Raw genomic sequence first — 26,652 nt, forward strand, 5'->3', positions numbered from 1 at the left:
TTCCCCTGTGGGAGCTGGCTTGCCAGCTCCCACAGTTGGGTTCAGCGCCGGGCCTGGGAGCGGCGCATCAGGCGGAACGCCGCAGGAATGACTAACAGCGAGAGCAACGGCGCAGTGAGCATGCCGCCGATCATCGGCGCGGCGATGCGGCTCATGACTTCGCTGCCGGTGCCGCCGCCGAGCAGAATCGGCAATAGCCCGGCGATGATGACCGCCACAGTCATGGCCTTGGGGCGCACGCGCATGACCGCGCCTTCGGTGATCGCGGCCAGCAGGTCATGGTCCTGGCGCTCGGCCCAGGCGTTTTTCAGGTACAGCAGCATGATCACGCCGAACTCCGCCGACACCCCCGCCAATGCGATAAATCCCACCCCGGTAGCCACCGAGAGGTTGTAGCCCAGCGCATACAGCAACCACACGCCGCCGGTCAGCGCGAAGGGCAAGGTGGCGATGATCAGGAGCGCCTCGTCGATCCGCCGGAACGTCAGGTACAGCAACACGAAGATGATCAGCAGCGTGGCCGGCACTACCAATTTCAGGCGTTGGTTGGCGCGCTCGAGAAATTCGAACTGCCCCGAGTAGCTCAGGCTCATCCCCGGCTGTAGCTGCACCTGCTGGTCGATTGCCGCACGCAGGTCCTTGACCACCGACGCCAGGTCGCGGTCACGCACGTCGATGTAGACCCAGCCCGAAGGCCGCGCGTTCTCGCTCTTGAGCATCGGCGGGCCATCGCTCACCTTGACCTGCGCGACAGTGCCGAGCGTGATCTGGCTGCCTAACGGCGTGTAGATCGGCAGGTTGCGCAACGCCTCCAGCGAGTCACGCCATGCCTTCGGATAGCGCAGGCTGATCGGGAAGCGCGCCAGGCCTTCCACGGTTTCGCCGATGGTCTCGCCGCCCACTGCGCCGGACACGATCGCCTGCACATCCGCAATATTCAGCCCATATTGCGCCGCGGCCACGCGGTCGATGTCCACGTCGATATAACGCCCGCCGGTCAAGCGCTCAGCCAGGGCCGAACTGACGCCGGGCAGCGTTTTCGCGACCTTCTCCACCGCCTGGGTCACCGCATCGATCTGCATCAGGCTGGTGCCCGCGACCTTGACGCCAATCGGGCTTTTGACCCCGGTGGCGAGCATGTCGATGCGGTTGCGGATCGGCGCAATCCAGATATTGGTCAGCCCCGGCACCTGCACCACGCGGTCCAGCTCCTTGACCAGTGCGTCCGGGGTCATGCCGGGGCGCCATTGATCCCTGGGCTTGAACTCGATGGTGGTCTCGAACATCTCCAGGGGGGCCGGGTCGGTGGCGGTTTCGGCGCGTCCGGCCTTGCCGAACACATGGGCGACCTCCGGCACACTCTTGATCAGGCGGTCGGTGCGTTGCAGCAAATCGCCAGCGGTTTGCGTCGACAGTCCCGGCAGGGCCGAGGGCATGTAGAGCAGGTCGCCTTCATCCAGCGGTGGCAGGAATTCGCCGCCAAGCCTCGACAGCGGCCACAACGCACTGGCCACCACCAGCAAGGCCACCAGCAGGGTCAGGCGCGGCCGGTGCAGCACTGCATCGAGGGCCGGTTGGTAGAGCTTGATCAGCCCGCGATTGAGCGGGTTGCGCTGTTCATCGGGAATGCGCCCGCGAATCCAGTAGCCCATCAGCACCGGGATCAACGTCACCGACAACCCGGCCGCCGCCGCCATGGCGTAGGTCTTGGTGTAGGCCAGCGGGCCGAACAGGCGACCTTCCTGGGCTTGCAGGGTGAACACCGGGATAAACGACAACGTGATGATCAGCAGGCAGAAAAACAGCGCCGGCCCGACCTCCACGGCGGCCTCGGTCATGACCTGCCAATGCTCCTCGCCCTTGAGCACCCGTCCGGGATGGGCGTGGTGCCAGGCCTCGATCTTCTTGTGGGCGTTCTCGATCATCACCACCGCCGCATCCACCATCGCACCAATGGCAATCGCAATGCCGCCCAGGGACATGATGTTGGCGTTGATTCCCTGCACCTGCATGACGATAAAAGCGATCAATACCCCCACCGGCAGCGAGATGATCGCCACCAGCGACGAGCGCAGGTGCCAGAGGAATATCCCGCACACCAGCGCCACCACCAGGAACTCCTCCAGCAGCTTGTGACTGAGGTTGTCCACGGCGCGGTCGATCAATTTGCTGCGGTCGTACGTGGTGACGATCTCCACACCGGGCGGCAGGCTGCTTTTCAGTTGCTCCAGCTTGGTCTTGACGGCGGCGATGGCTTCGCGAGCATTCTTGCCGCTGCGCAGGATCACCACGCCGCCCACCGCTTCGCCCTCGCCGTCCAGTTCACTGACGCCGCGGCGCAGGTCCGGGCCGAGTTGAATGCTCGCCACGTCGCCGAGGGTCACCGGTACGTTGTCGGTGCCCAGGCGCAACGGAATCGCGCGAAAATCCGCCAGGCTTTTCAGGTAGCCGGAGGCGCGGACCATGTATTCGGACTCGCCCATGTTCAGCACCGAGCCGCCGGTTTCCTGGTTGGCCTTGCCGATCGCCTCCGTGACCTGTGCCTGGGTGATGCCGCGATTGGCCAGGGCCAGCGGATCGAGCTGCACCTGGTACTGCTTGACCTGGCCGCCGATGGTCGCGACTTCCGCGACATTGGGCAGGGTCTTGAGTTCGAACTTGAGGAACCAGTCCTGCAGCGCGCGCAGTTGTGCCAGGTCGTGCCGACCGCTGCGATCCACCAGCGCGTACTGGTAGATCCACCCCACGCCGGTGGCGTCCGGGCCCAACGCGGGCTTGGCCGACGCCGGCAAGCGTGCCTGCAATTGGCTGAGGTATTCCAGCACCCGCGAACGCGCCCAGTACAGGTCGGTGCCTTCGTCAAACAACACATACACGTAGCTGTCGCCGAAAAACGAAAAGCCGCGCACGGTCCTCGCACCCGGCACCGAAAGCATCGTCGTGGTCATCGGGTAAGTGACCTGGTTCTCGACGATCTGCGGCGCCTGGCCCGGGTACGGCGTGCGGATGATCACCTGCACATCCGAGAGGTCCGGCAGTGCATCCACCGGCGTGTTCTGCACCGCCCACAGGCCCCACGCGGTGACAAACAGCGTGGCGAGCAGGACCAGGAAACGGTTGGCCACCGACCAGCGAATCAACCGCGCGATCATGGCTGGCTCCCCGGTTGCAGGCTCATGTCAGAAGGGCCGGACGAGGGGGCACTTATCCCACGCAAGCTGGCCTCGGAATCCAGCAGGAATTGACCGGAAGCGACCACCTGCTGGCCTTCCTGCAATCCGCTGATAATGACGCTCTGGTCCTGGCTTTCTGAGCCGACCTCGACCTCGACCGGTCGATAGTGCCCGCCCTCCTCGGCCAGCATCACCAACACGTGCTTGCCGGTGCGGATCAACGCCTCGCTCGGCACGCGCAACACCGATTGTGTGGAAGATTGCGCCAGGCGCACCTGCGCGGTCATGCCTGGGCGCAACGCGCCGTCGGGGTTGCGCAGCTCGACGCGCACCTGCACGGTACGGCTGTCTGCGGCGGTGGCTGGCAGGATCGCGCTGACGCTGCCGTTGAAGGTCTTGCCGGGCCACCCGACAAATCGACTCTGCACGGGTTGTCCCACCGCCACTCCCGCCGCCTGGGCCTGCGGCACCGCGACTTGCAGCCAGACCGGGTCCACGCCGTTGATGCGTGCCAGGGTCTGCCCGGCCGCGACCGTCATGCCTTCGCGCACCTCCAGGGTCTGCAACGCACCGGCCAACGGGCTGGTGATGGTCAACACCGATTGCACCCGGCCGCTGCGTTCCATGCGTGTGATCACGTCGGCGGGCATGCCGCTCAGGCGCAGGCGCTGGCGAGCAGCAGCCAACCAGCTGGCATCACCACTGCGGCGTACGGCCAGGAACTCCTCCTGGGCAGCCACCCACTCGGGGATCAGCAGATCCGCCAACGGCGCGCCGGCCTCGAGTACATCACCCGGCGCGCGGGCGTAAACGCGCTCGACAAAACCCGCCGCGCGCGCCTGCACTACGGCCACGTCACGCTCGTTGAACGCGAGGATGGCGGACAGCTCCAGCGTCGGCGTGAGCACGCCCCGACTCACCGTCGCCAGGCGCACACCGAGGTTCTGTGCCACCTGCGGGTCAATCTGCACGGCATGGTTGTCGGCGGTGCTCTCGGCGTAGCGCGGCACCAACTGCATGTCCATGAAGGGCGACTTGCCGGGCTTGTCGAATTTCTGCTGCGGGTACATCGGGTCATACCAGTACAGCGCGGCTTTATCCGGCAGGGCGGCGGCAGGTTTCTGCGCCAGCCAATAGCCCGCCCCCACACCTGCGGCCAGCAGCACCACAGCGAGCAATCGATTAATCATTGGCGGGTTCCCCATAGGCAAAATACAACTGCGCACCCACCAGGGCACGCTGTTCGATGGCATCGATCTGCTTGAAACGCGCGTCGACCAGTTCGCGACGGGCACTGACCAGCGCCATCAACTCGGTCTTGCCGGCGCGATAGCCGGCCAGGCTCAAGGCGACCTTCTCCTCGGCCAGCGGCACCAGGCTGTCCTGGCTACGCTGCACGGCGCGGTCGAGGCGCTGATAGGTGGCCAGGTCGTCGTCGAGCACCTGGGTGTGTTCGCGGGTGGCGGCTTCGCGTTCGGCATCCAGTTGGTCCAGCTCGGCCTGCCGGGCGGCAATCCCGGGGTTTTGCCGGCGGCCGGGGAAAATCGGCAGGTCGAAGCTCAATTGCAGGCTGACCATGTCGCCGTACTCGCGACCGCGATGCTGGTAATCCACTTCCCAACTCCAGTCCGAGGTCTTTTGCGCCTTGGCTTCGCGCAGCCGCGCCTCGGCCTCGCGGGTGCGCGGCGCAAAGGCTTGCAGTTCGGGGTGCTGGTGCAGGTTGTAGGGATGGGCGAGTGGCCAATTCGGCCATTGCCCGCTGGGGGCTTCGCTCGCCGCTGCACCGATCCAGCGCTTGAGGGCGGCGCGGGCCTGGGTGCGCTGTTCGGTCAACGCGTCCTCGCGCTCGGCCAGTTCAGCCGCTTCCTGGCGCGGGATGACTACATCCGAGGGCTGGCCACGGCCGCCGGCCAACTGGGCGCGGACGCTGTCGTGCAGCAGGCGATTCTGTCGGTAGAAGTCCTGGAACAAGGCGTCCTTGCGCTCCACCGCATAGGCGCGAATCCACGCCTGGGCAGTGGCCTGGCGCACATTGAGGCGCTCGACGCGCCCTTCGGCCGCCGTGCGCGCCACGGTCGCGTCGGCTAGTTCGACCCGCGCCTTGCGCTTGTCACGGCTGGGCACCTGTTGCTGGATACCGACCATTTGCTCGGTCATGTCATCGCCATACAACGTGCCGCGATCGGGCCCGCCGATGGGGAAGTTTTGCAGGCCTACGACGAGTTTCGGGTCGGGCAATTCACCGGCCGGAATCGCCGCCTGCGTCGCCGCCTGCAGCTTGGCCGACTCGGCCGCGAGCGACGGCGCGGTGGTTTGCGCCAGGCGCAGGGCGTCATCCAGGGTCAGCGCGGACGCCAGCAGCGGCCACGCCAGCACGCCCACCGCCAGGGCGCGCATGTAGAGGGAATTCATGCTGAAGATTCCTGTTCTGTTCCACTGCGCGCCGGGTTATGCGGCGCACAGCAAGGCCATCCCGAAGGCGGGATGAGACTTCAGGTGCAACAGGAATCAGTAGCGGGGTGGGCGCCAGACGCCGGACGGCGTGCGGTCGGGGATAAAGTCCGAGGTGGTGCTGAAAAGCTGCGCCGACGCCAGGCTCACAGGCGCCTTGAGCAGCGGCACCGACAGTTGCAACAGGCCGCCGGTCTTGCACTCCTGGCCGGGCTTGCAGGCCTTGCCATGATCCACGCCGTCCTGGCAGCAGTCCGGGGTCATGTCGGTCATCATCGGCATGTCCGTCATCTTCATCGGGCAAGGCTCGGTGCTCGACGGCACGCCCGCCATCCCGGTCAGGGGAAGCGTGAGGCTTAACAGCAGGACCAGGATCAAACGCAGAAGGCGGCTCATGGGGCGCGAGTCTAGCCAAGCGGGCGTTAAGCCGCCATTAACAATTTCGCCAACGCGCGGCCATGGAAGCGGATCTGCGCGAGGGTCAACGCGGTGTAGCCGATGATCACCGCCGGCGGCAGGCGCGCGTCCCGGCAGAACGTGCCCAAGGGCTGCAAGGTCAGGCCGACAGCGGCGGCACGGGTGCAGAAATCTGGCTCTTCGACCCCCGTCGGCAACCACAGTACAAAGTGCAGGCCCGCCTGCTGGCCGCTGACCCTGAACTGCCCGCCCAGGCATTCCAACAGCGCATCGCGCCGCGCCTGGTAAGCCTGGCGCGACGCCCGCAAGTGACGCACGAACGCGCCGCTGCCGAGGAACTCTACCAACCCCGACTGATCGCCCGCCCCCACCGAATGCCCGGTGAGTTGCAGCGTGCGCAGCAGCGCTGGGCGCAGCGCCTTGGGCACCACCATGAAGCCCACGCGCAGGCCGGGGAACAGGTTCTTGTTGAAGCTGCCGCAGTAGATCACCCGGTCGCTGGAGTCCAGGGACTTGAGCGCGGCCAAGGGCGCGGCGTTGTAGTTGTACTCGCTGTCGTAATCGTCTTCGACCACCCACGCCTGGGCACGGGCGGCCCAGTCCAGCAGTGCCAGGCGGCGCGACACCGACAGGGTCATGCCCAGCGGGGCCTGGTGCGCCGGGGTCACATAGGCCAGGCGCGCCGTGTCGGGGAGTTGGTCGGTGTCGAGGCCTTCGGCGGTCACCGGCACCGCGTGGATATGCGCACCTGCCAGGCTGAACAGGCGGCGTGCCGGCGGGTAGCCAGGATCCTCGACACAGGCGGTGTCGCCGGATTTGAGCAGCGTGCGGGCGATCAGGTCGAGCGCATGCCGAATGCCGGTGGTGACGATCACCTCGTCGGCCTCGCACTGCAGGCCACGGTAGCTGCGCAGGTAATCGGCGATCTGCGCGCGCAGCTGCGGCAGGCCCGCAGGGTGCGCGGCCTCAAGCACGCCAGGGCCCACAGACAGCAGCCCACGGGAAATACAGCGGGCCCAGGTTTTCAGGTCGAACAGGCTCGCGTCCGGTCGCCGCGCGACAAAAGGCACGTGGCTCTGCACGCCGGCGTCCGGCTGATCCGGCACCACGGTGCGACGCGGCGCCTGCGCCACCGTCGGCGCGGCCATGAATTGTTCGGGGATCACCGCGCAGACCCGCGTGCCGGAGCCGGCCACCCGCTGTACATAGCCTTCGCTGTGCAGGCGTTCGAATGCCGCTTCCAGGGTGCCACGCGACACCTGCCAGCGCTCGGCCAGGCTGCGCGTGGACGGCAAGCGACTGCCTGCCGGCAACTGCCGATTGAGGATCGCACCCCGCAACGCCGCGTAGGCGCCTTGTTGCTTGCTGGCATCGAGGCCATCGGGACGGGGCAGGTCCAGGGCGGAAGCAGCTTTTCCTCGGCTCATAGTGGTCCACTCTTCCCAGGCATAAATGGCCCACAGGATTAAACCACAAAGCCGCTAGAGTTCGGGCTCTACTCATTGCAAAGAAGCGTGCCATGACCCAACGCGCCCTCTCCTCCTGGTTCTGGCTGGTGTTGCTCACCGTGCTGATCGGCCTGCCCCGCATCACCCTCGACATGCACCTGCCGGCCCTGCCCGCCATGGCCGACTATTTCCACACCCGCGACAGCCAGTTGCAGCTGATCCTCACCCTGTACACCCTTGGCTCGGCGATTTCCCTGCTGGTCAGCGGCCCACTGACCGATCGCTTCGGCCGCCGCCCGGTGTTGCTGGCGGGCTTGTTCACGTACGTGGTCGCCACCGTCGCGTGTGCGCTGGCCGACAGCCTCGGCGTGCTGATCATTGCGCGGTTGTTCCAGGCCCTGGGCGGGTGCTGCACCACGGTCATTGGCCGGGTGATCGTGCGCGACTACTTCGACCGCCATGAACAGGCGCGGCTGCTGGGCCTGATCTCGATGGCCATGGCCGTCTCGCCGATGGCCGCGCCGGTGCTGGGCAGCCTGCTGTTGCCGCTGGTGAATTGGCGCGGGCTATTCGTGCTGCTCGGCCTCATCGGCGCGGTGCTGTACCTGGTGGTGTATCGCCGCCTGCCCGAAACCCGCCCGCCGGAGGTGGCCACCGCGCCGCCGAGCAACCTGCTGCGGATTTATGCCCAACTGTTGCGCGATCGCTACTTCCTGCGCTATTCCCTGGCGATCGGCTGCGTGTACAGCACCTATTTCCCCTTCATCAGCGAGTCGTCGGCGCTGCTGCAACGTGGCTTTCACCTGACGGCGACCGCCTATGCGCTGGTGTTCGCCGCCACCATCAGCGGCTACATGCTCGGAGCCAACCTGTTCCGTCGGCTGGTGCAGCGATTCGAACCGGATCGCCTGATCAACGCGGCGATCGCCCTGAATGTACTGGGCAGCCTGCTGCTCGCACTCGCCACCTTGGCGTTGCCACAGCAATGGCTGGCGATTGTGCTGCCGATGGTGGTGATCATGGTGTCGGTGGGGATGGTCATTCCGGCGTGCCAGCTGTCGGTGCTGCAGCCCTACGGCGCAATCGCCGGGACGGCGTCAGGCCTGTTCTTCTTTACCCAGATGTTCCTGACGGCGCTGAGCAGCTGGGTTACCGGCCTGCTGTCCAACGGCACCTCGCGGCCCCTGATCATCATGACCGCGCTGGCGAGCGGCTTGCTGGTGACCAGTTGGCTGGCCCTGCGCACAAACAAACGTGGGAGCGGGCTTGCCGGCGAAAACGTTGTGTCAGTCAACTCATGAGTCACTGATACCGCGCATTCGCCAACAAGCCCGCTCCCACGTATTTACCGATTAAGACGGCAATCAGTGCATAAAGATCGCGATCAGGATGATCACCGGAATAGGCACACCGAGGAACCAAAGCAGTAATGAGCGCATGTTGTTCTCCTTGAATTAACGAACGAAGTGTTCAGTTTCGACATACACCACCGCATCCCGGCGACGACCGCCGAAGGTTGCAGCGAAGCTGGCGAAAAACGCACCGATCAGCAGGGCCACGAACATCCACAGCGACGTCCAGGCAGCGACTTTGGCGGCGGTGTCAGCAGCTTGCTTGGCTTTGAGCTTGGCGTCTTCGAGGGCTTTACGGGCGTCACCGTAGACCTTGTCGATGCGCGCCTCGGCGTCAGCCTGGCTGAGGTTGGTGCGCTGGCTGATCAACTGGGCCAGGTAGGCACGGTCTTCAGGGGTCAGTTGGCCGTCGTTGCTGAGCGTGCGGGCAAAGATGCGCGCAACCACGCCGTGGACGGCGTCATCACTGACGGCGGCTGGGCGGTCGTCACGGAACAGGCTGTCGACGTAGTAGCCGAAGTCCTGGCCGTTGGCACCTTTGGCCGCACTGCCGGCGGCCTGGGTGACACCGCTGGCAGCACCGGACGCCACACTGGCACCTGCTTGCACGCCACCGCTGACCACGCTGCTGACCGAGCCGACCACCAGGGTCGCGGTAATCAACGTGGCCACGGCCCAGGCCAGGAAGCCATGGGCGGTGTCGCGAAAGTACACCTCATCGCCGTGCATATTGGCCCATTTCACGCGCAACCGGCCGGCGATGTAACCGCCCAGGCCGGACGCGACGATCTGGGTAAACGCCAGCCAGACAATGGTGGAAATGCCAAGCCCCTTGGCGCTGATGCCGCTATCGGCCCACGGCGACACCGCCGAAAAGCCCAGGCCGAAACCCAGCAGTACCAGAATCAGTGACAGTGCAGCCGCGGCTGCGGCCCCGGCAAAAATCGCCCCCCAGGAAACCCCGGAGAGCGCGCTCGACTCTTGCAGCGTGGATGAGGATGTGATCATTGTTGTTTTGCTCCCGGCAGGAAAAATAGTGTTACAACTCTCAAAAGGGACAGTGCAGGCAGCGTGCCAGTCGAGCGAAAATTTAAAATCCTTATATTTCAACAAGTTAACTAAATTGAACTAATTTGAACCATGCAACTTGCAAGAAATGACCGAACAAGGCGGGCTTTATGCAATCCCAGGCTGAGCACTCAGCTATAGGCGCCGGCTTGCCAGCGATAGCGAGATTCCCGGCGCCAACAGCGCTGACGGACACACCCCTATCGCCAGCAAGACGGCGCCAGCGGGATCGCGTGCCAAGTGATGAAATTTTTGTCAGTTTTGCCAACATGACGTTTTATTTAGGAAGCGTTCAGCCATTTATTGGCAAAATGCTCCCACTTCTGTAGGCGCCGGCTTGCCGGCGATTGCGGTTTTCCTGTGTGAAAGGTAATCCCATGACCCGTATTTTGACCATCGAGGATGACGCCGTAACGGCCCGCGAGATCGTCGCCGAGCTGAGTAGCCATGGACTGGACGTAGATTGGGTGGACAACGGCCGCGAAGGCCTGGTCCGTGCCGTGAGCGGTGATTACGATCTGATCACCCTCGACCGCATGCTGCCCGAACTCGATGGCCTGGCCATCGTCACCACCCTGCGCACCATCGGCGTGTCCACGCCGATCCTGATGATCAGCGCCCTCTCCGACGTCGACGAGCGCGTGCGCGGCCTGCGCGCCGGTGGCGATGACTACCTGACCAAGCCCTTCGCCTCGGATGAAATGGCCGCCCGCGTCGAAGTGCTGCTGCGGCGTAAAAGCACGGTCAAGGAATTCGAGACCGCCCTGCGCGTGGCCGACCTGGAACTCAACCTGATCAGCCGCGAAGCCAGCCGTGCCGAACAGCCGCTGAGCCTGCTGCCGACCGAATACAAACTGCTCGAATTCCTGATGCGCAACACCGGGCAGATCCTGTCGCGGATGATGATCTTCGAGGAAGTCTGGGGGTATCACTTCGACCCGGGCACCAACCTCATCGACGTGCACATCGGTCGCCTGCGCAAGAAAATCGATCCACCGGGCCTCACGCCGCTGATCCGCACGGTACGAGGTTCCGGTTATGTCATTGCTGAACCCCTCTAAGGGCTGGCGCTCCTCCAGCAGCCGCCTGCTGGCGCTGTACAGCTCGTTGTTCGTGGCCTGGAGCTGCATCCTCATGGGGGTGCTGTACTACGAAGTGTCGGGTTACCTGGGTGATCTGTCGCGCCATTCGCTGATGCAGCGCCAACATTTGTTCCAGCGTTTCGACGGCGAGGAACTGGTGGAAGCCCTGACCACCAGCATGACCTTCGACATGAAGGGTGTGGACGCCTACGGCCTGTTCGACGAGCAGTTTCGCCCCTTGAGCGGGCCGATCCGCGCGATTCCGCCCGATTTGCCGCTGGACGGCAAGATCCACGCGCTGGCCAACTGCGTCGATTCCGACGACCCCAAACTGCCCAAGGACAGCTGCGACGCCGTGGCCACCCACACCGACGACGGCCGCTGGCTGGTGCTGGTGCGGGCCAACGGCTCGTTGTTTGGCGTGACGCGGATCATCTGGCACGCGCTGTTGTGGGCGCTGTCGCTGACGATCATTCCCGGCGCCGCTGGCTGGCATTTGCTGCGCCGCCGCCCGTTGCGCCGGATCCGTGGGATCCAGGCCAGCGCCGAAGCCATCGTCGCCGGCGACCTCACTCACCGCCTGCCGCTGTCCAACCGTCGTGATGAGCTGGACATGCTCGCGGCCATCGTCAACGCCATGCTCGACCGCATCGAGAAGCTGATGAACGAGGTCAAGGGCGTGTGCGACAACATCGCCCACGACTTGCGCACGCCGCTGACCCGCCTGCGGGCGCAGCTCTACCGCATCCGCCAGGAAGCGGAGGCCGACTCGCACTACGCGGTAAAACTCGACGATGCGATTACCGAGACTGACACCCTGATGGCACGCTTTCGCGGGCTGCTGCGGATCTCGGAATTGGAGGACCACCAGCGCCGCTCAGGCTTCCTGGTGATGGACCCGCTGCCACTGTTGCGCGAATTGCATGACTTCTACCTGCCCCTGGCAGAAGAAGGCGAATTGCAGCTGCGCCTTGAAGTCCCCGAGTCCTTGCCGTGGATCACCGGCGACCGCGCACTGTTGTTCGAAGCATTGGCCAACCTGCTGAGCAACTCGATCAAGTTTTCCCCACCGGGTGGCGAGGTGATCCTGCGGGGTCTCAACGATGCCGGCAGCACGCGCATCGAAGTCCACGACTCCGGCCCGGGCATCCCGGCCGCCGAACGTGATGCAGTGTTCCAGCGCTTCTACCGCGTGGATGAAGGCGACCAGCAAGGCGGGTTTGGCTTGGGCTTGTCGATTGTGGCGGCGATCATCAACCTGCACGGGTTCAAGCTCGAAGTCGGCAGCAGCGAGCAAGGCGGCGCCCGCCTGATTCTCGAATGCCGCCAGCAACTGATGCCGGAAGCCTGAGGACGGCCGCCAGGCTTGTGTGGGAGCTGGCTTGCCTGCGATAGCATCGCCTGGGTATGACTGATACACCGAGCTGCCTGCATCGCGGGCAAGCCCGGCTCCCACACAGAGCCCCCTCCACAGTGAGGCGTTGATCAGGCCGGGAAATTGGCCCGCAGCGCCTCAAGCCCGCCGCTGTACACCCCGGCAAACAGCTCTTCCACCACCGCGTCCGTGGTTCCCGCCGCCGGCGTGAACACGCCGGACCAGGTCACTTTCGCCGACGATTCGCCAAGCGCCTCGACCTGCAAGGTCGCGAGGTAAGCACTCACCGGAAACGGCGATTGCTCAATGGTGTAGCTATAAGTGCGCCCGACGTTATCGAAAGCCTGCAGGCGCTCGACCACCACGCCGCCGTCGGCAGTTTGCAGGTGCCGCACGCGGCCGCCATCGCTGGGCTCGCTCTTGACGATGAACGGCAGCCAGTCCGGCAGGCTGTTGAAGCCGCCCACCAATTGCCAGACCTGATCGGCCGACACCGGAATTTCAATCACAGAAGACGCTGTTGCCACGATAAATACTCCAGAAGGTAAAAAATTCAGATCGCCATGCTGTCGACGACACCACCATCGACCCGCAACGCGGCACCGGTGGTCGCGGAGGACAGGGGTGAAGCAATGTACGCCACCAGGTTCGCCACTTCATCCACATTCGCTGCGCGCTGGATGATCGAGGTGGGTCGCGCGTTTCGCACAAACACATCGGCCTCGTCCCGTGCACTGCGCCCGGACTTCGCGGTGGCGTCCTTGAGCATCTGCTCCAGGCCGTCGGTGAAAGTCGGGCCCGGCAGCACCGCGTTGACGGTCACCCCAGTGCCGGCCAGGCGCTTGGCCAAGCCGTGGGAAACGGCCAGGTTGGCGCTCTTGGTCACGCCGTAGTTGATCATGTCCGCCGGCGTTGCCACCCCGGATTCCGAGGACAGGAAAATCACCCGCCCCCAGCCCTGCTCGACCATGCCCGGCACGTAGTGCCGCGCCAGGCGCACACCGGAGATCACGTTGACCTCGTAGAAGCGTGTCCATTCGCTGTCCGGCGCTTCGAAAAAATCCACATCGTTGAAGATGCCCAGGTTGTTGACCAGGATGTCGGCACGCGGTTCGGCGGCGAACAGTGTGTCGGCGCCCTCAGCGGTGCCCAGGTCCGCCACCAGCCCGCGCAGGTTGGCGCCGGGCACCGCCTGGCGAATGCTCGCCAGTGCGTCATCGACCTTGCCCGCGTCGCGCCCGATCACCACCACGGTGGCGCCGGACGCTGCCAGGGCCTGGCTGATACCCAGGCCGATGCCTGCCGTGCTGCCGCTGACGATGGCTACTTTGCCGCTTACATCAATCTTCATGCTTGAATCCTCGTATTAGAGCGGCAGTGGTGCGCGGTCCGAGACCAAGTGGGCATCGCGCAGGGCCTGCCAGAAGGCTGCCGGAATCTTCTCTGACAACGCCGCGACGTCTTCGGCAATCCGCCCCGGACGACTGGCGCCCGGAATGACCGCCGCCACGGCAGGATGCGCCAGGGAGAACTGCAGCGCCGCCGCCTTCACACTCACGCCAAAGGCCTGGGCAATCGCCTTGATCTGCTCGACCTTGTGGATGATCGCCGGGCTCGCCGGCTGGTATTCGAAGTGCGCGCCCCCGGCGAGGATCCCCGAGCTGTACGGGCCACCGACGACGATTTCGACCTGCTGCGCCAGGGCGGCGTCCATCAAGCGCTGCAGGGCGCGGTCGTGGTCCAGCAAGGTGTAGCGGCCGGCCAGCAGGAAACCGTCGGGTTGGGCTTCGGCAAGGTCCAGGGTCAGCTCGCAAGGCTCGACGCGATTCACGCCCAGGCCCCAGGCCTTGATCACGCCCTCTTCACGCAGGCGGGTCAGCACCTTGAAAGCGCCGGTGCGGGCCTGGTTGAAGTAGTCCAGCCACTGGTCACCGTAGAAGTCCTGGGCGATGTCGTGAATCCAGACGATATCCAGGCGATCGGTCTGCAGGCGGTTCAGGCTGTCTTCGATGGAGCGCAAGGTGGCATCGGCGCTGTAGTCGTTGACCATCTTGTTCGGGCGACCGTGTTCGAACACGCCGCTTTTTTCACCGAGATCACGCGCGTTTTCTTCGACTTCGTCGAGGATCAGACGGCCGACCTTGGTGCTGAGCACGAAGTCGTCGCGACGGTATTGAGACAGGGCCTGGCCCAGGCGGATTTCCGACAGGCCCGAACCGTAGAACGGCGCGGTATCGAAGTAGCGCACGCCCTGGTTCCAGGCGGCCTCGACGGTGGCCTGGGCTTCTTCCTCAGGAATGGCGCGGAACATGTTGCCCAGCGGGGCCGTGCCAAAGCCCAGTTGGCCAGGCAATTTGTCTTTCAAGCTCATGGTGGATCCTCAATCGGGTTCAGGGTCACTGTGACCGTTGAGCAGATCGTAGATTGCCTAGATCGGACCGTCCAAGACATACTGCGACCAACTTGAGTCCCAAGAGGTCTTACATGATTGATCTACGCCAGTTGCGCTACTTCGAAGTGGTCGCTGAAGAAGAACACGTTGGCCGCGCCGCCGAGCGCCTGCATATCTCGCAGTCGCCGTTGAGCCGGCAGATTGCCCAGCTCGAAGAACGCCTGGGCCTGACCCTGTTCGAGCGCAGCCAGCAACGCATCCGCCTGACCCGCGACGGTCAGACTTTTCTCGCCGAGACCAAGGCCCTGCTGACCCATGCCAATCGCCTCGAATCCCTGGGCAAGCGCCTCGGCCGTGGTGAAGAAGGTGGCCTGTGCATCGGCTACATCGAGAACGCCATGCACGCCGGCGTGCTGCCGAATGCCCTGCGCATCCTGCGCGACGACCGGCCCACCGTGCACATCAAGCTGTACAACCTGCCCTCCCTCGAACAACTCGAAGGCCTGCGCCAGCGCAGCCTGGACATCGCTCTGGTGGCGGAACCACCGGCCGCCGATGACCCGGACCTGACCGCCCTGCAAGTGCTGGACGACCCGATGCTGCTGGCCCTGCCCGAGCATCACCCGCTGGCCAGGCAGACTGAACTGCTGCCCGAGCACCTGGCCGATCAGGAGTGGATTGGCGTGCAGCGCAAACCCGGCGCCAACCCCGCCGATGACTTTGTCGCCGCCTGCATCCGCGCCGGTTTCACCCCGCAGATTCCCATGGAAGCCAGTGAGCCGTTCACCGCCTTGGGCCTGGTCGCCTCCGGCTTGGGGGTGGCGATGGTGCAAAAAGGCCTGAGCCGCAATGCACCGCCGGGCGTGGTGCTGCGCGAACTGCCCTGGCTGACCTACACCACGCCACTATGGGCGGCGTGGCACCGGATCAACCTGCGCCCGCTGGTGGAAACGTTCCGCAAGGTACTCACCGAACCCACGGGCGAATAGGACTCCAACCGTCAACACCTTCAGCCACGACGCCAAACCTGAGCCCTGCATACATCCAAAATGTGGGAGCGGGCTTGCTCGCGAGGCGTTGGTCCAGCCAATACATCCGGTGACCGGCAGACCGTATTCGCGAGCAAGCCCGCTCTCACATTTGGAGGGCGGCGTCGGCTAGATCCATTCCTTCAGGCGATACCACAGCATCCCCAACGCCAGCAGTGGCGAACGCAAGGCCTTGCCGCCGGGGAAGGTCATGTGCGGCACCTGGCTGAAGATATCCAGCCCCTTGCTGTGACCGGCGTGGATACCTTCGGCCAGCAGCCGTGCGCACCAATGAGTGACGTTGAGCCCATGCCCGGAATAGCCCTGGGCATAGAACACATTCGGGTACTGCTGCAAACGCCCCACCTGGGGAAAACGATTGGCCGTGATGCCGATCTTGCCGCCCCATTGGAACTCGATGGCCGTGTTGGCCAGTTGCGGGAATACCTTGAGCATTTTCGGCTGCATATAGGCGGCGATGTCCGCGGGATCACGTCCGGAATAGTGACAGGCGCCGCCGAACAGCAGGCGGCGGTCGGCGGACAACCGGTAGTAATCCAGGCCGACTTTCTGGTCGCACAGCGCCAGGTTCTGCGGGATCAACTGGTTGGCCATGTCCTCCGACAACGGCTCGGTGGCGATGATGTAGCTGCCCGCCGGCAGCACCTTGCCGCTCAGGCGCGGCTCCAATTCGTCCAGGTGCGCATTGCACGCCAGCACCAGGTTGGCGGCGCGCACGGTGCCGCCGGCACAGCGCACCTGCACCGTGTCGCCGTGGAGCAGTTCCAGCACTTCAGTGTGCTCGAAAATCCGCACGCCGAGGGACTCGGCCACATGCGCCTCGCCCAGCACCAGGTTCAACGGGTGCAAATGCCCGGAGCCCATGTCCACCAGGCCCCCGGCGTACAGAGTTGAGCCGACCACTTGCTGCATATCCCCAGGGCCGACCAGGCGCGTTTCATGGGTATATCCCAGCGCTGCCAGGTGCGCCTGCTCGCCCTCGAACGCGGCGAACTGTGCCGGCGTATTCGCCAACTCACAAAAGCCCCAGCGCAGGTCGCAGTCGATGCCGTGCGCGCGAATCCGCTCGCCCACCAACGCCACCGACTCGATGCCCGCGCGCTCCAGGTAACGCACGCCCTCCTCGCCCACGTACTTGGCGAACCCCGAGACGTCATGACCAATCCCGCGAATCAACTGCCCGCCGTTACGCCCGCTGGCGCCCCAGCCAATGCGCCGGGCCTCCAGCAGGATCACCGAGAGCCCGCGCTGGGCCAACTCGATGGCGGTGTTGACGCCGGTGAAACCGCCGCCGATCACACACACATCGGCCGTCAGGTCGGCGCCCAGCGACGGGCGCGCCGGCATGGCGTTGGCCGAGGCGCGATAGTAGGAATGGGCGTGGTCACTGGATGGGATCATTTATTGGTCTTCACTTTGCTCCAGGCGCGGGTCATCAGGCGCATGGTCGCCGGGGTCGGCGTGGTGGAAATGTAGAGTTTGTCGAGCACTTCCTGGGACGGGTACACCTCAGGGTTGTTCACCAGTTCCGGGTCCATGAACGCTTTGGCCGCGGGGTTGGCGTTGGCATAGCCGACCGAGGCACTGACCTTGGCGATCACTTCAGGGTCGAGCAGATAGTTGATGAAGGCATGGGCTTCCTTCGGGTTGCTGGCATCGGCGGGAATCGCCAGCAGGTCGAACCACAGGTTGGAACCTTCCTTGGGAATCGAGTAGGCAATGTTCACGCCGTTCTTGGCTTCCTTGGCGCGGTTGGCGGCCTGGAAGACGTCGCCGGAGTAACCGAAGGCCACGCAGATATCGCCGTTGGCCAGATCCGAGATGTACTTGGAGGAATGGAAGTAGGTGATGTAGGGACGCAGCGTCAGCAGCTTGGCTTCGGCTTCCTGATAGTCCTTGGGATTCTCGCTGCGTGGGTCCTTGCCCATGTAGTTGAGGATCGCCGGGAACAGCTCATCTGCCGAGTCGAGGAACGCCACGCCGCACTGGTTGAGCTTCTTGATGTTCTCTGGCTCGAACAGCACCGCCCACGAATCGATATGGTCGATGCCCAGCACTTGCTTGACCTTGTCGACGTTGTAGCCGATGCCATTGGTGCCCCACAGGTACGGCACCGAGTGCGCATTACCCGGGTCGTTTTTCTCCAGCAGCTTGAGCAGCTTGGGGTCGAGGTTCTTGAAGTTGGGCAGCTGCGCACGGTCGAGCTTGAGGAACGCGCCGGCCTTCACCTGGCGTGCCAGGAAGTGGTTGGAAGGCACCACCACGTCATAGCCGGTGCGCCCCGCGAGCAACTTGCCCTCCAGGGTTTCGTTGGAGTCGAACACGTCGTAGATCACCTTGATCCCGGTCTTGGCCTGGAAATCGGCCAAGGTGGTCTCGCCGATGTAGTCGGTCCAGTTGTAGACGCTCACCGTCGGCGCGGCCTGGCTGGCACTGCTGAACGCGGCCACCAGGGCCAGCGGGAGAAGCTTTTTCACGAGACGCATATCGACACTCCTTTTTTGGATTTTTTTTAGACGCTCAGCAACAGGAACTCACGTTCCCAGGAACTGATCACCCGCTTGAAATTCTCGTGCTCGGCGCGCTTGACCGCGACGTAGCCGCGCACAAACTTTTCGCCCAGGTACTGCTTGACCGTGTCGCAATCCTCCATGCGCGCCAGGGCGTCTTCGAGGGTGAACGGCAAGCGCAGGTTGCGGCGCTCATAGGCACGGCCTTCGACCGGCGCACTGGGTTCGATCTGCTCGATCATGCCCAGGTAGCCACACAGCAGACTAGCCGCAATCGCCAGGTAAGGATTGGCATCGGCGCCCGGCAGGCGGTTTTCCACGCGCATCGCGTCGGGGCTCGAGGTCGGCACGCGCAGGCCGACGGTGCGGTTCTCTTCACCCCATTCCACGTTGACCGGCGCCGAGGTGTCCGGCAGGAAACGGCGGAACGAATTGACGTTCGGCGCGAACATCGGCAACAGCTTGGGGATGTATTTCTGCAGGCCGCCGATGTGGTGCAGGAACAGCTGGCTCATGCTCCCGTCGGCGTCGACAAACACCGGCTTGCCGGTGGCGATGTCGACCACGCTCTGGTGCAGGTGCATGGCGCTGCCCGGCTCGTCGGCCACTGGCTTGGCCATGAAGGTCGCGGCCACGTTGTGCTTGAGTGCGGCTTCGCGCAAGGTGCGCTTGAACACGGTGATCTGGTCGGCGAGGTCGAGGGCGTCGCCGTGGCGGAAGTTGATTTCCATCTGCGCCGGGCCGTCTTCGTGGATCAGCGTATCGAGGTCCAGGCCCTGGGCTTCGCACCAGTCATAGACGTCTTCGAACAGCGGGTCGAACTCGTTGGCGGCGTCGATGGAAAATGACTGGCGCCCGGTTTCGGCGCGACCGGAACGGCCAATCGGGGTCTTCAATGGCAGGTCCGGGTCCTCGCAGCGCTGGGTCAGGTAGAACTCCATTTCCGGCGCCACGATCGGCTGCCAGCCCTGGTCGGTGTAGAGCTGCAGGACCTTTTTCAGCACGTTGCGCGGCGACAGCTCGATAGGATTGCCCTGCTTGTCGAAGGTGTCGTGGATCACGATCGCGGTGGGTTCGATGGCCCAGGGCACCACGTAAGTGGCGTTGGATACCGGGCGGCAGATCATGTCGATGTCGGCCGGGTCGAGCAGGTCGTAGTAGATATCGTCGTCGACAAAGTCCCCGGTTACCGTTTGCAGCAACACACTTTCCGGCAGGCGCATGCCTCGCTCATGCAGGAACTTGTTGGTGGGTGCAATCTTGCCGCGGGCGATGCCAGTCAAATCACTGATCACGCATTCGACTTCGGTAATCTTGTGTTCTTTCAGCCAGGCGGACAGCTGATCGAAGGGGGCGTTCATAAGGACCTCGTCATGGGTTGGGTGCATGCGCCGGCTTGTACTCCTGGCGCATTGAGGTCTATCTTGGGCCAGCCTTCACAGGCCATCTATCCACTTTGCACGAACCACAACGCACCAATAGAGTGCGCACGGATCACCCATGACACAGGCAACAGCTTTGCGCGTACAGGCCTTCACTACCGGTGATGTGGCCGCTCAATGCAGTGCGACACCCGGCTGGGTGCAGCAGTACCAGCAGATGTCCCCGGGGCATTTTGCCGGGCAGATCCGTTACCTCGACCTGCAGGGCGTCGAGGTCTACGAAGAGTGCATGAACACCCGCGTGGAGCAGCACTTCAACGCGCCACCGGGCTCGCTGGCGTTCTGTTTCGATGGCAGCGACAACGCGCTGTACATGCTCAATGGCGAGAGCCGCAACACCTGGATCACCCCGGAAAACTACCGTGAAGTGGCGGTGGTGTTCGGCCCGCAGTTCGTGCAGCGCCATGGCCTGGACGTGGCGAAACTCGAAGGCTTGTTCATGGCGCCGCTGACCTGCCAGCAGAATGCGCTGTTCACCCGCTGGCTCAGTGGCACGCTTACGCGCCTGGCCACGGTGATCGACCCGATCAGCCGCGATGCCCTGACCCAGCAGTTGCTCGACGATTGCCTGTTCATTCTCGACAACGCCTGTGTGTGCCTGGACCGCAGCTCGTTGCAGCGGCGCAGCGAAGAACGCCGGTTGATGGCACGGATTGGCGAGTGGGCGGCGGATGCGCCGGATGAGACCATCAACCTGCTGGAGCTGGCCCAGATTGCCGGCGTGCCACTGCGTCAGCTGCAGCAGGGCTTCAAGACCTACACCGGGATGAGCCCGGCGCAGTGGTTGCGGTTGCGTCGGTTGAATGGTGCGCGGCGCGAACTGTTGAGCTCACCGGGTTCCACCGTGGCGGAGGTGGCGATGAACTGGTCGTTCTGGCACCTGGGGCGGTTTTCCAATAGTTATCGGGCGCTGTTCAAGGAATTGCCCAGCGAAACCCTCAAGCGTCATGGTTGATACACGGTTAACCGCGTGGGAGCGGGCTTGCTCGCGAAAGCGCTGTGTCAGGCAATGAATGTCTGACTGAGCCACCGTATTCGCGAGCAAGCCCGCGCCCCCAGTTGATTGCTATCAGGCTTGAGATTTGAGGAACAGACTGAGCAACTGATTCACCTGCTCCGCCGCCTCCAACTGCACCATATGCCCCTGCCCCGGCACAATCTCCACCTGGGCTTGCAACCCCTCGGCATGGCTGGCCGGGATGATTGCATCGTCACTGCCCCAGATCACCAGGCTCGGCTGGCGACCCACCACGCTGCGCAAATCCCGTTGCTGCCGCCCCCCATCAAACAGCTGCGCATTCAGTTGCCGCAGGGCCTGGTCCACGCCTTCCAGTCGCTTGAACTTGAGCATGTCCTCGAGCATTTGCCGCGTCACCAGCGCGGGGTCGCTGAACAGTTGCACCAGCTGCGGCTTGAGCGCGTTGCGGTTGTTGGCCTCGGTGAACCCTTGCAGGTAATCGCCGTTGATGTCCGCTCCCAGGCCGGCGCTGGCGATCAGGCTGAGTGAGGCAACACGCGCGGGGGCCTGGTCGGCAATCGTCAGCGCAACCAGCCCGCCCATGGAGTGGCCGGCCAGGTGCACGCGGTCGAGCCCGAGGTGATCGAGCAAGGCCAGCACGGCCTGGCTCAACTCTTCGGCATCGCCGTTGTGCAGGTGTTTGCCCGACTCGCCATGCCCCGGCAAATCCAGCGCGATCACGCGCCGCTCGGCCGCCAAGGCCGGTTGGTTGAACAGCCAGTTGTTCAAGTCGCCGCCAAAGCCATGCACCAGCACCAGCGGCGTGCCGCCCTCACCCAGGTCGAGGTAACGCAGCAAACGCCCGCCGACCTCGACCTTCTGCGCACTCGGTCCCGACGCTTCGGCTTCGGCGTTGCTTGAGACGAACCCTGCATTGAAACGCGCCACCACCGCATCGATCTCCTCTTCGGTGGCTTCGCCCTCCACCACAATCGCCAGCAGCGCGCCCACCGGCAGGGTCTCGTCACTCACCGCCAGCACCCGGCGCAGCACACCGCTGAACGGCGCTTCGACACTGCTGGAGATTTTGTCGGTCTCCACATCCAGCACCTCCTCGCCCTTCTCCACCCGGTCGCCCGGTTGTTTGAGCCAGACATCGAGGCGGCCTTCGGTCATCGACAGGCCCCATTTGGGCATGGTCAAGGTATGGATCATGCGGCATTCCTCTTGTCGGCGATCTTCAGCACGGCAGCCTCGATCTTCGCCGCGTTGGGGATGTACAGGTCTTCCAGTGCATCGGAAAACGGCACCGGCGTGTGCGGCGCGGTGACCATCTCGATCGGCGCGCGCAGGAACGAGAACCCCTGCTGGGCCACCAGTGCGCTGATGTCGGTGGCGATGGAGCAACGCGGGTTGGACTCGTCGATCACCACCAGGCGCCCGGTTTTCTCCACGCTTTCAAGGATGCTGTCTTCGTCCAGCGGGCTGGTGGTGCGCAGGTCCAGCACTTCGCAGTCGATCCCCTGGCGGGCCAGGTTGGCGGCGGCTTCGAGGGCGACATGCACCATGCGCCCGTAAGTCACCAGGGTCACGTCGCGGCCTTCGCGGACAAAGTTGGCCTCGCCGAACGGCACCGTGTACAGCTCTTCCGGCACCTCGCCCTGCAGGCTGTAGAGCAGTTTGTGCTCAAGGAAAATCACCGGGTCGTTGTCGCGGATAGCCTGGATCAGCATGCCCTTGGCGTCATACGGCGTGGCCGGGCACACCACCTTGAGGCCGGGGATGTGCGTCCACATCGAGGTGAGCATCTGCGAGTGCTGGGCCGCAGCGCGCAGGCCGGCGCCGTACATGGCGCGCACCACCAGCGGCGTGGTGGTCTTGCCGCCGAACATGTAGCGGAACTTGGCGGCCTGGTTGAGCAACTGGTCGAGGCAGCAGCCGATAAAGTCGACGAACATCAACTCGCACACCGGGCGCATCCCACGGGTCGCGGCGCCGACGGCCATGCCCACGTAGCCGACTTCGGACAACGGCGCATCAAGGACCCGCTCGGGAAATTCGGGGTACAAGCCCTTGGTGACGCCCAGCACACCGCCCCAGGCGTCCTGCTCGCCCGGTGAGCCGGTACCGCCGGAGACGTCCTGGCCGATGATGAACACGCTCTGGTCGCGGCGCATTTCCTGGGCCAGGGCTTCGTTGATTGCCTGCTGATAGCTGATTTTGCGAGCCATGAAATTCTCTCCGAGTATTGTTGTTATTAGCGGTAGGCGACGTACACGTCACTCAACAGATCGGCGGCCTGGGGCTTGGGATCGGACTTGGCCAGGCGCACGGCGTCTTCGATCAACTGTGCGACCTCGCCGTCGATACGCTCGAACTGCGCAGCATCGAGCCAGCCTTCGGCGCTGCACCGCTGGCGGAACAACGCAAGGCAATCGTGGGATTCGCGCAGGTTCTTCACTTCATCCGGGCCGCGATAGGTTTGCGCATCGCCCTCGAAGTGGCCGTAGAAACGGCTCAGCTTGACCTCCACCAGCGTCGGCCCCTCGCCCTTGCGTGCCCGCTCCACCGCGACGCCAAGCGCCGCATGCACGGCGAAGAAATCATTGCCATCGACAATCACTCCCGGCATGCCAAAGCCCACGGCGCGCTCGGCAATGTCCTTGCACGCCACCGACCAGCCGGACCCGGTGGCCTCGGCATAGCCGTTGTTCTCGGCGACGAACAGGCACGGCAGTTTCATGATCGCGGCCAGGTTCATGGCCTCGAAGACCGCGCCTTCGTTGGAGCCACCGTCGCCAAAAAACGCCACGGCCACGCCTTGGCTGCCCTTGAGCTTGGAGGCCAGCGCCGCGCCTGCGGCCAGCGGTGCACCGGCGCCGACAATGCCGTTGGCGCCGAGCATGCCCTTCTCCTGGTCGGCGATGTGCATGGAGCCGCCCTTGCCGCCGCACACGCCGGTTTTCTTGCCGTAGATTTCGGCCATCATGCCGAACACATCCACGCCCTTGGCGATGCAATGGCCGTGGCCACGGTGGTTGGAGGCGATGCAATCTTCATCGTTGAGGTGGGCCATGACCCCGGCAGCGCTGGCTTCCTGGCCGGCGTACAGGTGCACGAAACCGGGGATCTCGCCGGTGGCGAATTCCACGTGCAAGCGTTCTTCGAAATCACGGATGGTGCGCATCACGGTGTAGGCATGCAGCAATTGATCGGTGGACAGGTGAGTGGACATCTTGTTGTTCTCCAGGTTGTCTCGACACACAAAAGGCTGGCGTCGGCCAGCTGCAAGCGGTTCAGCACAGCCTGTGCCAAGGCGCGAAAAAACCTGGCAAAGCCTTGATCCAGAGCAGTACCGTGCGGTTGTACCGGGGCGCGATGCCTGCGCAGAATGAGACGCGCCATTGCAGCCTGCAGGCTGCGTCTCAGGCAGGGTGAGACGCTGCGTCTCACGCCCGGCTGTTGGTCAGGCCGCCCTTGTCCGCCTGCGCCCATAGGCGCTTAATGGCCGGCATAACAACAAAGATCGAGAACCGGAGGCCTTATGCTCGCCGCGAACTCCAGAGAGCACGTCGACTGCGTCAGTCGCGTGGTCCGCAATGCCGATCGCCTGCCCCAGGCGCCGGTGCCGTCGCTGATTTTCGACTCCTGGCGCCGCTCCATGGAGCAACATCACCTGGACCCCGGCTCCCTGCAGGGGCCACGTATCCTCAGCGAACCCCTGCTCAAGGAATGCCGTGAGCGCGCCGAACTGTTCATGCGTATCGCCGGCGAAGCCGTCGGGCAACTGCACCACCGCGTGCGCCACGCCGACTACTGCGTGATGCTCACCGACGCCCAGGGCCAGACCATCGACCACCGCGTGGACACCGCCATTCGCAGCGACTGCCGCAAGGCCGGCCTGTACCTGGGCACGTGCTGGTCGGAAGCCGAAGAAGGCACCTGCGGCGTGGCCACGGTGTTGACCAGCAAGGCGGCGGTCACGGTGCACAAGCGCGATCACTTTCGCGCAGCATTCATCGACCTGACCTGCTCGGCTGCACCGATGTTCGACCCGCAGGGCAACCTGCTGGGGGTGCTGGATGCCTCGGCGCTCAAGTCCCCGGATGACCGGCGCAGCCAGCACCTGGTGCGGCAGATGGTGGCGCAGAGCGCGCAGGCCATCGAGAACGCCTTCTTCATGCACAGCGCTCGCCAGCACTGGGTGCTGCAGGCCCACAGCACGCCGGGCTATGTCGATAGCCAGCCCGACCTGCTGCTGGCCTGGGACCAGGACGGTCGCCTGCAGGCCCTGAACAGCAAGGCACGCCTGGCGCTGCGTCGGCGCTTCGGCCAGGTGCCGGAGCATATCGGCGAGGTATTCGACCTGGATGCCCTGCGTGCAGTCACTGATCAATCGGCCCAGCACCTGCAATGGCTGGGCGAACCCGGCGTGCTGCACGTGCGCGTCAACACGCCGCGTCGCACGCCCGCGCGCGCGGTCGCGATCACCCAGGTCGACCCGCGCGTGGATGAACACCTGCGCCTGGCGGTGCGGGTCAAGGACCGTAACCTGCCGGTGCTGGTACAAGGTGAGACCGGTGCCGGCAAGGAAGTCTTCGCGCGCCAATTGCATGAGCGCAGCGCCCGGCGCGAGGGGCCGTTCGTGGCGGTGAACTGCGCGGCGATCCCGGAAAACCTGATCGAAAGCGAGCTGTTCGGCTATGTCGCCGGGGCGTTTACCGGCGCATCCAGCAAGGGCATGCCGGGGCTGTTGGTGCAGGCCGATGGCGGCACGCTGTTCCTCGATGAAATCGGCGACATGCCGCTGGCCCTGCAGACGCGCCTGCTGCGGGTGATGGCCGAAGGTGAAGTGGCGCCGCTGGGTGCGGCGAAAACCCGTGCAGTGGATATCCAGGTGATCTGCGCCAGCCACCGAGATCTGGCGGCACTGGTGAGTGAAGGACGCTTTCGGGAAGACCTGTACTTTCGCCTCGGCTGCGCGCGTTTCTGCCTGCCGCCTCTGCGCGAACGCACCGACAAACTGGCCCTGATCAATCGGCTGCTGGAACAGGAGGCCCGCCACAGTGGCATCGCGGCGGGCATCAGCCAGGCGGCGCTGGAAGTGCTGTTGGGCTACGCCTGGCCGGGCAATGTGCGGCAACTGCGGCACGTGCTGGCGTATGCCTGCGCGGTGTGCGAAGGCGGCATCCTGCAACTGGCGGATTTGCCGGTGGAAGTGCGTGGGGAACAGGTTGCGCTGCAGGCGCAGGTTCAGCTGAGCCCGGAGCGCCAGGTGGTACTGGATGCGCTGATCCGGCATCGCTGGAAGCCATCGCCGACGGCGCAGGCGCTGGGGATTTCACGGGCGACGCTGTACCGTCGCGTCAACCAACTGGGCATCGATATGCCCGGTAAACAGTGAACCTGTGGGAGCGAGCCCGCACAGTGGAATTGTGGCAGGCACAAGATTCAGTCCAGCCCCTCTAAAAACTGTGGGAACTGAGCCAGGCACAGGATCAGTCCAGTCCCTCCAAAACTGTGGGAACTGAGCCAGGCACAGGATCAGTCCCGCCACAAATCTGTGTGGGAGCTGGCTTGCCTGCGAAGGCGGTGGATCAGCTGCATCATGGTTGACTGACACTGCGCCTTCGCGGGCAAGCCCGCTCCCACAGTGGAGCTGAGCCAGACACAGCAATCACTCCAGCCCTCCCAAAAACTGTGGGAACTGAGCCAGGCATAAGACTCAGTCCAGCCACAAATAAGTGTGGGAGCTGGCTTGCCTGCGAAGGCGGTGGGTCAGCTGCATCATGGTTGACTGAAACACCGCTTTCGCGAGCAAGCCCGCTCCCACAGTGGAACTGTGTCAGGCACAGGAATCAGTCCAGCCCCTCCAAAAACTCTGGGAACTGAGCCAGGCACAAGACTCAGTCCAGCCACAAATCAGTGTGGGAGC

Annotated in this window: 21 protein-coding genes; 6 read left to right on the top strand and 15 right to left on the bottom strand. The window is 64.3% G+C overall.

What is annotated here, in order from left to right; translation table 11 throughout:
- Positions 1–41: 41 nt before the first annotated feature.
- The 5 genes from NTD80_RS01040 to NTD80_RS01060 form a co-directional block, all read right to left on the bottom strand.
- A complete protein-coding gene (locus NTD80_RS01040) occupies positions 42–3,152 on the bottom strand; it encodes an efflux RND transporter permease subunit (protein WP_262131761.1) in 3,111 nt (1,036 codons plus the stop codon).
- Entirely contained in the window at positions 3,149–4,363 is a 1,215-nt protein-coding gene (locus NTD80_RS01045) for an efflux RND transporter periplasmic adaptor subunit (RefSeq protein ID WP_262131763.1), read from the bottom strand. Before NTD80_RS01045 ends, NTD80_RS01040 begins: the two co-directional genes overlap by 4 nt.
- Positions 4,356–5,585, bottom strand: coding sequence for a TolC family protein (locus NTD80_RS01050; RefSeq protein ID WP_262131765.1), 1,230 nt, complete (start codon positions 5,583–5,585; stop codon positions 4,356–4,358). The genes NTD80_RS01045 and NTD80_RS01050 overlap by 8 nt, the downstream gene beginning before the upstream one ends.
- Before the next feature lie 96 nt (positions 5,586–5,681).
- Positions 5,682–6,020, bottom strand: a complete 339-nt coding sequence (locus tag NTD80_RS01055) for a hypothetical protein (RefSeq protein ID WP_262131766.1) — start codon at positions 6,018–6,020, stop codon at positions 5,682–5,684.
- A 26-nt stretch (positions 6,021–6,046) separates the two neighbouring features.
- On the bottom strand, positions 6,047–7,468 hold the full coding sequence (locus tag NTD80_RS01060; protein ID WP_262131767.1) for a PLP-dependent aminotransferase family protein: 1,422 nt from the start codon (positions 7,466–7,468) through the stop codon (positions 6,047–6,049).
- 92 nt (positions 7,469–7,560) lie between these two features.
- Between NTD80_RS01060 and NTD80_RS01065 the strand changes: the two genes are divergently transcribed.
- Positions 7,561–8,790 carry a multidrug effflux MFS transporter gene (locus NTD80_RS01065; protein WP_262131768.1) on the top strand — a complete coding sequence of 410 codons (1,230 nt, stop codon included), beginning with the start codon at positions 7,561–7,563 and terminating at the stop codon, positions 8,788–8,790.
- 153 nt (positions 8,791–8,943) lie between these two features.
- On the opposite strand, the gene NTD80_RS01070 is transcribed toward NTD80_RS01065, so the two are convergent.
- Complete coding sequence (locus tag NTD80_RS01070) at positions 8,944–9,849, bottom strand: hypothetical protein (RefSeq protein ID WP_262131769.1); 906 nt, start codon at positions 9,847–9,849, stop codon at positions 8,944–8,946.
- A 437-nt stretch (positions 9,850–10,286) separates the two neighbouring features.
- On the opposite strand from NTD80_RS01070, the gene NTD80_RS01075 reads away from it, so the two are divergent.
- Positions 10,287–10,970, top strand: a complete 684-nt coding sequence (locus NTD80_RS01075) for a response regulator transcription factor (protein ID WP_003219726.1) — start codon at positions 10,287–10,289, stop codon at positions 10,968–10,970.
- Positions 10,948–12,342 (top strand): sensor histidine kinase, encoded by a 1,395-nt coding sequence (locus NTD80_RS01080; RefSeq protein WP_065906264.1) that lies wholly within the window; start codon positions 10,948–10,950, stop codon positions 12,340–12,342. Before NTD80_RS01075 ends, NTD80_RS01080 begins: the two co-directional genes overlap by 23 nt.
- Before the next feature lie 134 nt (positions 12,343–12,476).
- On the opposite strand, the gene NTD80_RS01085 is transcribed toward NTD80_RS01080, so the two are convergent.
- The 3 genes from NTD80_RS01085 to NTD80_RS01095 are packed head-to-tail and all read right to left on the bottom strand — an operon-like array spanning position 12,477 to position 14,737.
- Positions 12,477–12,893, bottom strand: coding sequence for an SRPBCC family protein (locus NTD80_RS01085; RefSeq protein WP_262131772.1), 417 nt, complete (start codon positions 12,891–12,893; stop codon positions 12,477–12,479).
- A 26-nt stretch (positions 12,894–12,919) separates the two neighbouring features.
- Positions 12,920–13,717: an SDR family NAD(P)-dependent oxidoreductase gene (locus tag NTD80_RS01090; protein WP_262131774.1), complete on the bottom strand. Its 798-nt coding sequence runs from the start codon at positions 13,715–13,717 to the stop codon at positions 12,920–12,922.
- 15 nt (positions 13,718–13,732) lie between these two features.
- Positions 13,733–14,737: an aldo/keto reductase gene (locus NTD80_RS01095; protein WP_262131776.1), complete on the bottom strand. Its 1,005-nt coding sequence runs from the start codon at positions 14,735–14,737 to the stop codon at positions 13,733–13,735.
- A 113-nt stretch (positions 14,738–14,850) separates the two neighbouring features.
- Between NTD80_RS01095 and NTD80_RS01100 the strand changes: the two genes are divergently transcribed.
- The gene (locus NTD80_RS01100) at positions 14,851–15,747 is read left to right on the top strand and encodes a LysR substrate-binding domain-containing protein (RefSeq protein ID WP_065906259.1); all 897 of its coding nucleotides are present in this window, start codon (positions 14,851–14,853) and stop codon (positions 15,745–15,747) included.
- Between the two features lie 168 nt (positions 15,748–15,915).
- On the opposite strand, the gene NTD80_RS01105 is transcribed toward NTD80_RS01100, so the two are convergent.
- The 3 genes from NTD80_RS01105 to NTD80_RS01115 are packed head-to-tail and all read right to left on the bottom strand — an operon-like array spanning position 15,916 to position 19,678.
- Positions 15,916–17,208, bottom strand: coding sequence for an NAD(P)/FAD-dependent oxidoreductase (locus tag NTD80_RS01105; RefSeq protein WP_262131778.1), 1,293 nt, complete (start codon positions 17,206–17,208; stop codon positions 15,916–15,918).
- Positions 17,205–18,293 carry a polyamine ABC transporter substrate-binding protein gene (locus NTD80_RS01110; RefSeq protein ID WP_065906256.1) on the bottom strand — a complete coding sequence of 363 codons (1,089 nt, stop codon included), beginning with the start codon at positions 18,291–18,293 and terminating at the stop codon, positions 17,205–17,207. The genes NTD80_RS01105 and NTD80_RS01110 overlap by 4 nt, the downstream gene beginning before the upstream one ends.
- Positions 18,294–18,319: 26 nt before the next feature.
- Complete coding sequence (locus NTD80_RS01115) at positions 18,320–19,678, bottom strand: glutamine synthetase family protein (protein ID WP_065906254.1); 1,359 nt, start codon at positions 19,676–19,678, stop codon at positions 18,320–18,322.
- Between the two features lie 139 nt (positions 19,679–19,817).
- Here NTD80_RS01115 and NTD80_RS01120 point away from each other — a divergent pair, with 139 nt between their 5' ends.
- Positions 19,818–20,714: a helix-turn-helix domain-containing protein gene (locus tag NTD80_RS01120; protein WP_262131779.1), complete on the top strand. Its 897-nt coding sequence runs from the start codon at positions 19,818–19,820 to the stop codon at positions 20,712–20,714.
- Between the two features lie 114 nt (positions 20,715–20,828).
- On the opposite strand, the gene NTD80_RS01125 is transcribed toward NTD80_RS01120, so the two are convergent.
- Genes NTD80_RS01125 through NTD80_RS01135 form a run of 3 tightly spaced genes read right to left on the bottom strand, consistent with a single transcriptional unit; the run spans position 20,829 to position 23,952 of the window.
- Positions 20,829–21,932 carry an acetoin dehydrogenase dihydrolipoyllysine-residue acetyltransferase subunit gene (locus tag NTD80_RS01125; protein WP_262131780.1) on the bottom strand — a complete coding sequence of 368 codons (1,104 nt, stop codon included), beginning with the start codon at positions 21,930–21,932 and terminating at the stop codon, positions 20,829–20,831.
- Entirely contained in the window at positions 21,929–22,948 is a 1,020-nt protein-coding gene (locus NTD80_RS01130) for an alpha-ketoacid dehydrogenase subunit beta (RefSeq protein ID WP_065906247.1), read from the bottom strand. The genes NTD80_RS01125 and NTD80_RS01130 overlap by 4 nt, the downstream gene beginning before the upstream one ends.
- Before the next feature lie 26 nt (positions 22,949–22,974).
- Positions 22,975–23,952, bottom strand: a complete 978-nt coding sequence (locus NTD80_RS01135) for a thiamine pyrophosphate-dependent dehydrogenase E1 component subunit alpha (RefSeq protein ID WP_120448312.1) — start codon at positions 23,950–23,952, stop codon at positions 22,975–22,977.
- Positions 23,953–24,261: 309 nt separating this feature from the next.
- On the opposite strand from NTD80_RS01135, the gene NTD80_RS01140 reads away from it, so the two are divergent.
- Complete coding sequence (locus NTD80_RS01140; protein WP_262131782.1) at positions 24,262–26,121, top strand: sigma-54-dependent Fis family transcriptional regulator; 1,860 nt, start codon at positions 24,262–24,264, stop codon at positions 26,119–26,121.
- Positions 26,122–26,652: the final 531 nt, after the last annotated feature.

The organism is Pseudomonas sp. 13B_2.1_Bac1 (genome assembly GCF_025466155.1).
Taxonomy (GTDB): Bacteria; Pseudomonadota; Gammaproteobacteria; order Pseudomonadales; family Pseudomonadaceae; genus Aquipseudomonas; species Aquipseudomonas aylmerensis.

Excerpts from the sequence above, each read along its gene's own strand:
- NTD80_RS01040 (WP_262131761.1), bottom strand. The coding sequence starts at position 3,152 with ATGATCGCGCGGTTGATTCGCTGGTCGGTGGCCAACCGTTTCCTGGTC.
- NTD80_RS01045 (WP_262131763.1), bottom strand. The coding sequence starts at position 4,363 with ATGATTAATCGATTGCTCGCTGTGGTGCTGCTGGCCGCAGGTGTGGGG.
- NTD80_RS01050 (WP_262131765.1), bottom strand. The coding sequence starts at position 5,585 with ATGAATTCCCTCTACATGCGCGCCCTGGCGGTGGGCGTGCTGGCGTGG.
- NTD80_RS01055 (WP_262131766.1), bottom strand. The coding sequence starts at position 6,020 with ATGAGCCGCCTTCTGCGTTTGATCCTGGTCCTGCTGTTAAGCCTCACG.
- NTD80_RS01060 (WP_262131767.1), bottom strand. The coding sequence starts at position 7,468 with ATGAGCCGAGGAAAAGCTGCTTCCGCCCTGGACCTGCCCCGTCCCGAT.
- NTD80_RS01065 (WP_262131768.1), top strand. The coding sequence starts at position 7,561 with ATGACCCAACGCGCCCTCTCCTCCTGGTTCTGGCTGGTGTTGCTCACC.
- NTD80_RS01070 (WP_262131769.1), bottom strand. The coding sequence starts at position 9,849 with ATGATCACATCCTCATCCACGCTGCAAGAGTCGAGCGCGCTCTCCGGG.
- NTD80_RS01075 (WP_003219726.1), top strand. The coding sequence starts at position 10,287 with ATGACCCGTATTTTGACCATCGAGGATGACGCCGTAACGGCCCGCGAG.
- NTD80_RS01080 (WP_065906264.1), top strand. The coding sequence starts at position 10,948 with ATGTCATTGCTGAACCCCTCTAAGGGCTGGCGCTCCTCCAGCAGCCGC.
- NTD80_RS01090 (WP_262131774.1), bottom strand. The coding sequence starts at position 13,717 with ATGAAGATTGATGTAAGCGGCAAAGTAGCCATCGTCAGCGGCAGCACG.
- NTD80_RS01095 (WP_262131776.1), bottom strand. The coding sequence starts at position 14,737 with ATGAGCTTGAAAGACAAATTGCCTGGCCAACTGGGCTTTGGCACGGCC.
- NTD80_RS01100 (WP_065906259.1), top strand. The coding sequence starts at position 14,851 with ATGATTGATCTACGCCAGTTGCGCTACTTCGAAGTGGTCGCTGAAGAA.
- NTD80_RS01105 (WP_262131778.1), bottom strand. The coding sequence starts at position 17,208 with ATGATCCCATCCAGTGACCACGCCCATTCCTACTATCGCGCCTCGGCC.
- NTD80_RS01110 (WP_065906256.1), bottom strand. The coding sequence starts at position 18,293 with ATGCGTCTCGTGAAAAAGCTTCTCCCGCTGGCCCTGGTGGCCGCGTTC.
- NTD80_RS01115 (WP_065906254.1), bottom strand. The coding sequence starts at position 19,678 with ATGAACGCCCCCTTCGATCAGCTGTCCGCCTGGCTGAAAGAACACAAG.
- NTD80_RS01120 (WP_262131779.1), top strand. The coding sequence starts at position 19,818 with ATGACACAGGCAACAGCTTTGCGCGTACAGGCCTTCACTACCGGTGAT.
- NTD80_RS01125 (WP_262131780.1), bottom strand. The coding sequence starts at position 21,932 with ATGATCCATACCTTGACCATGCCCAAATGGGGCCTGTCGATGACCGAA.
- NTD80_RS01130 (WP_065906247.1), bottom strand. The coding sequence starts at position 22,948 with ATGGCTCGCAAAATCAGCTATCAGCAGGCAATCAACGAAGCCCTGGCC.
- NTD80_RS01135 (WP_120448312.1), bottom strand. The coding sequence starts at position 23,952 with ATGTCCACTCACCTGTCCACCGATCAATTGCTGCATGCCTACACCGTG.
- NTD80_RS01140 (WP_262131782.1), top strand. The coding sequence starts at position 24,262 with ATGCTCGCCGCGAACTCCAGAGAGCACGTCGACTGCGTCAGTCGCGTG.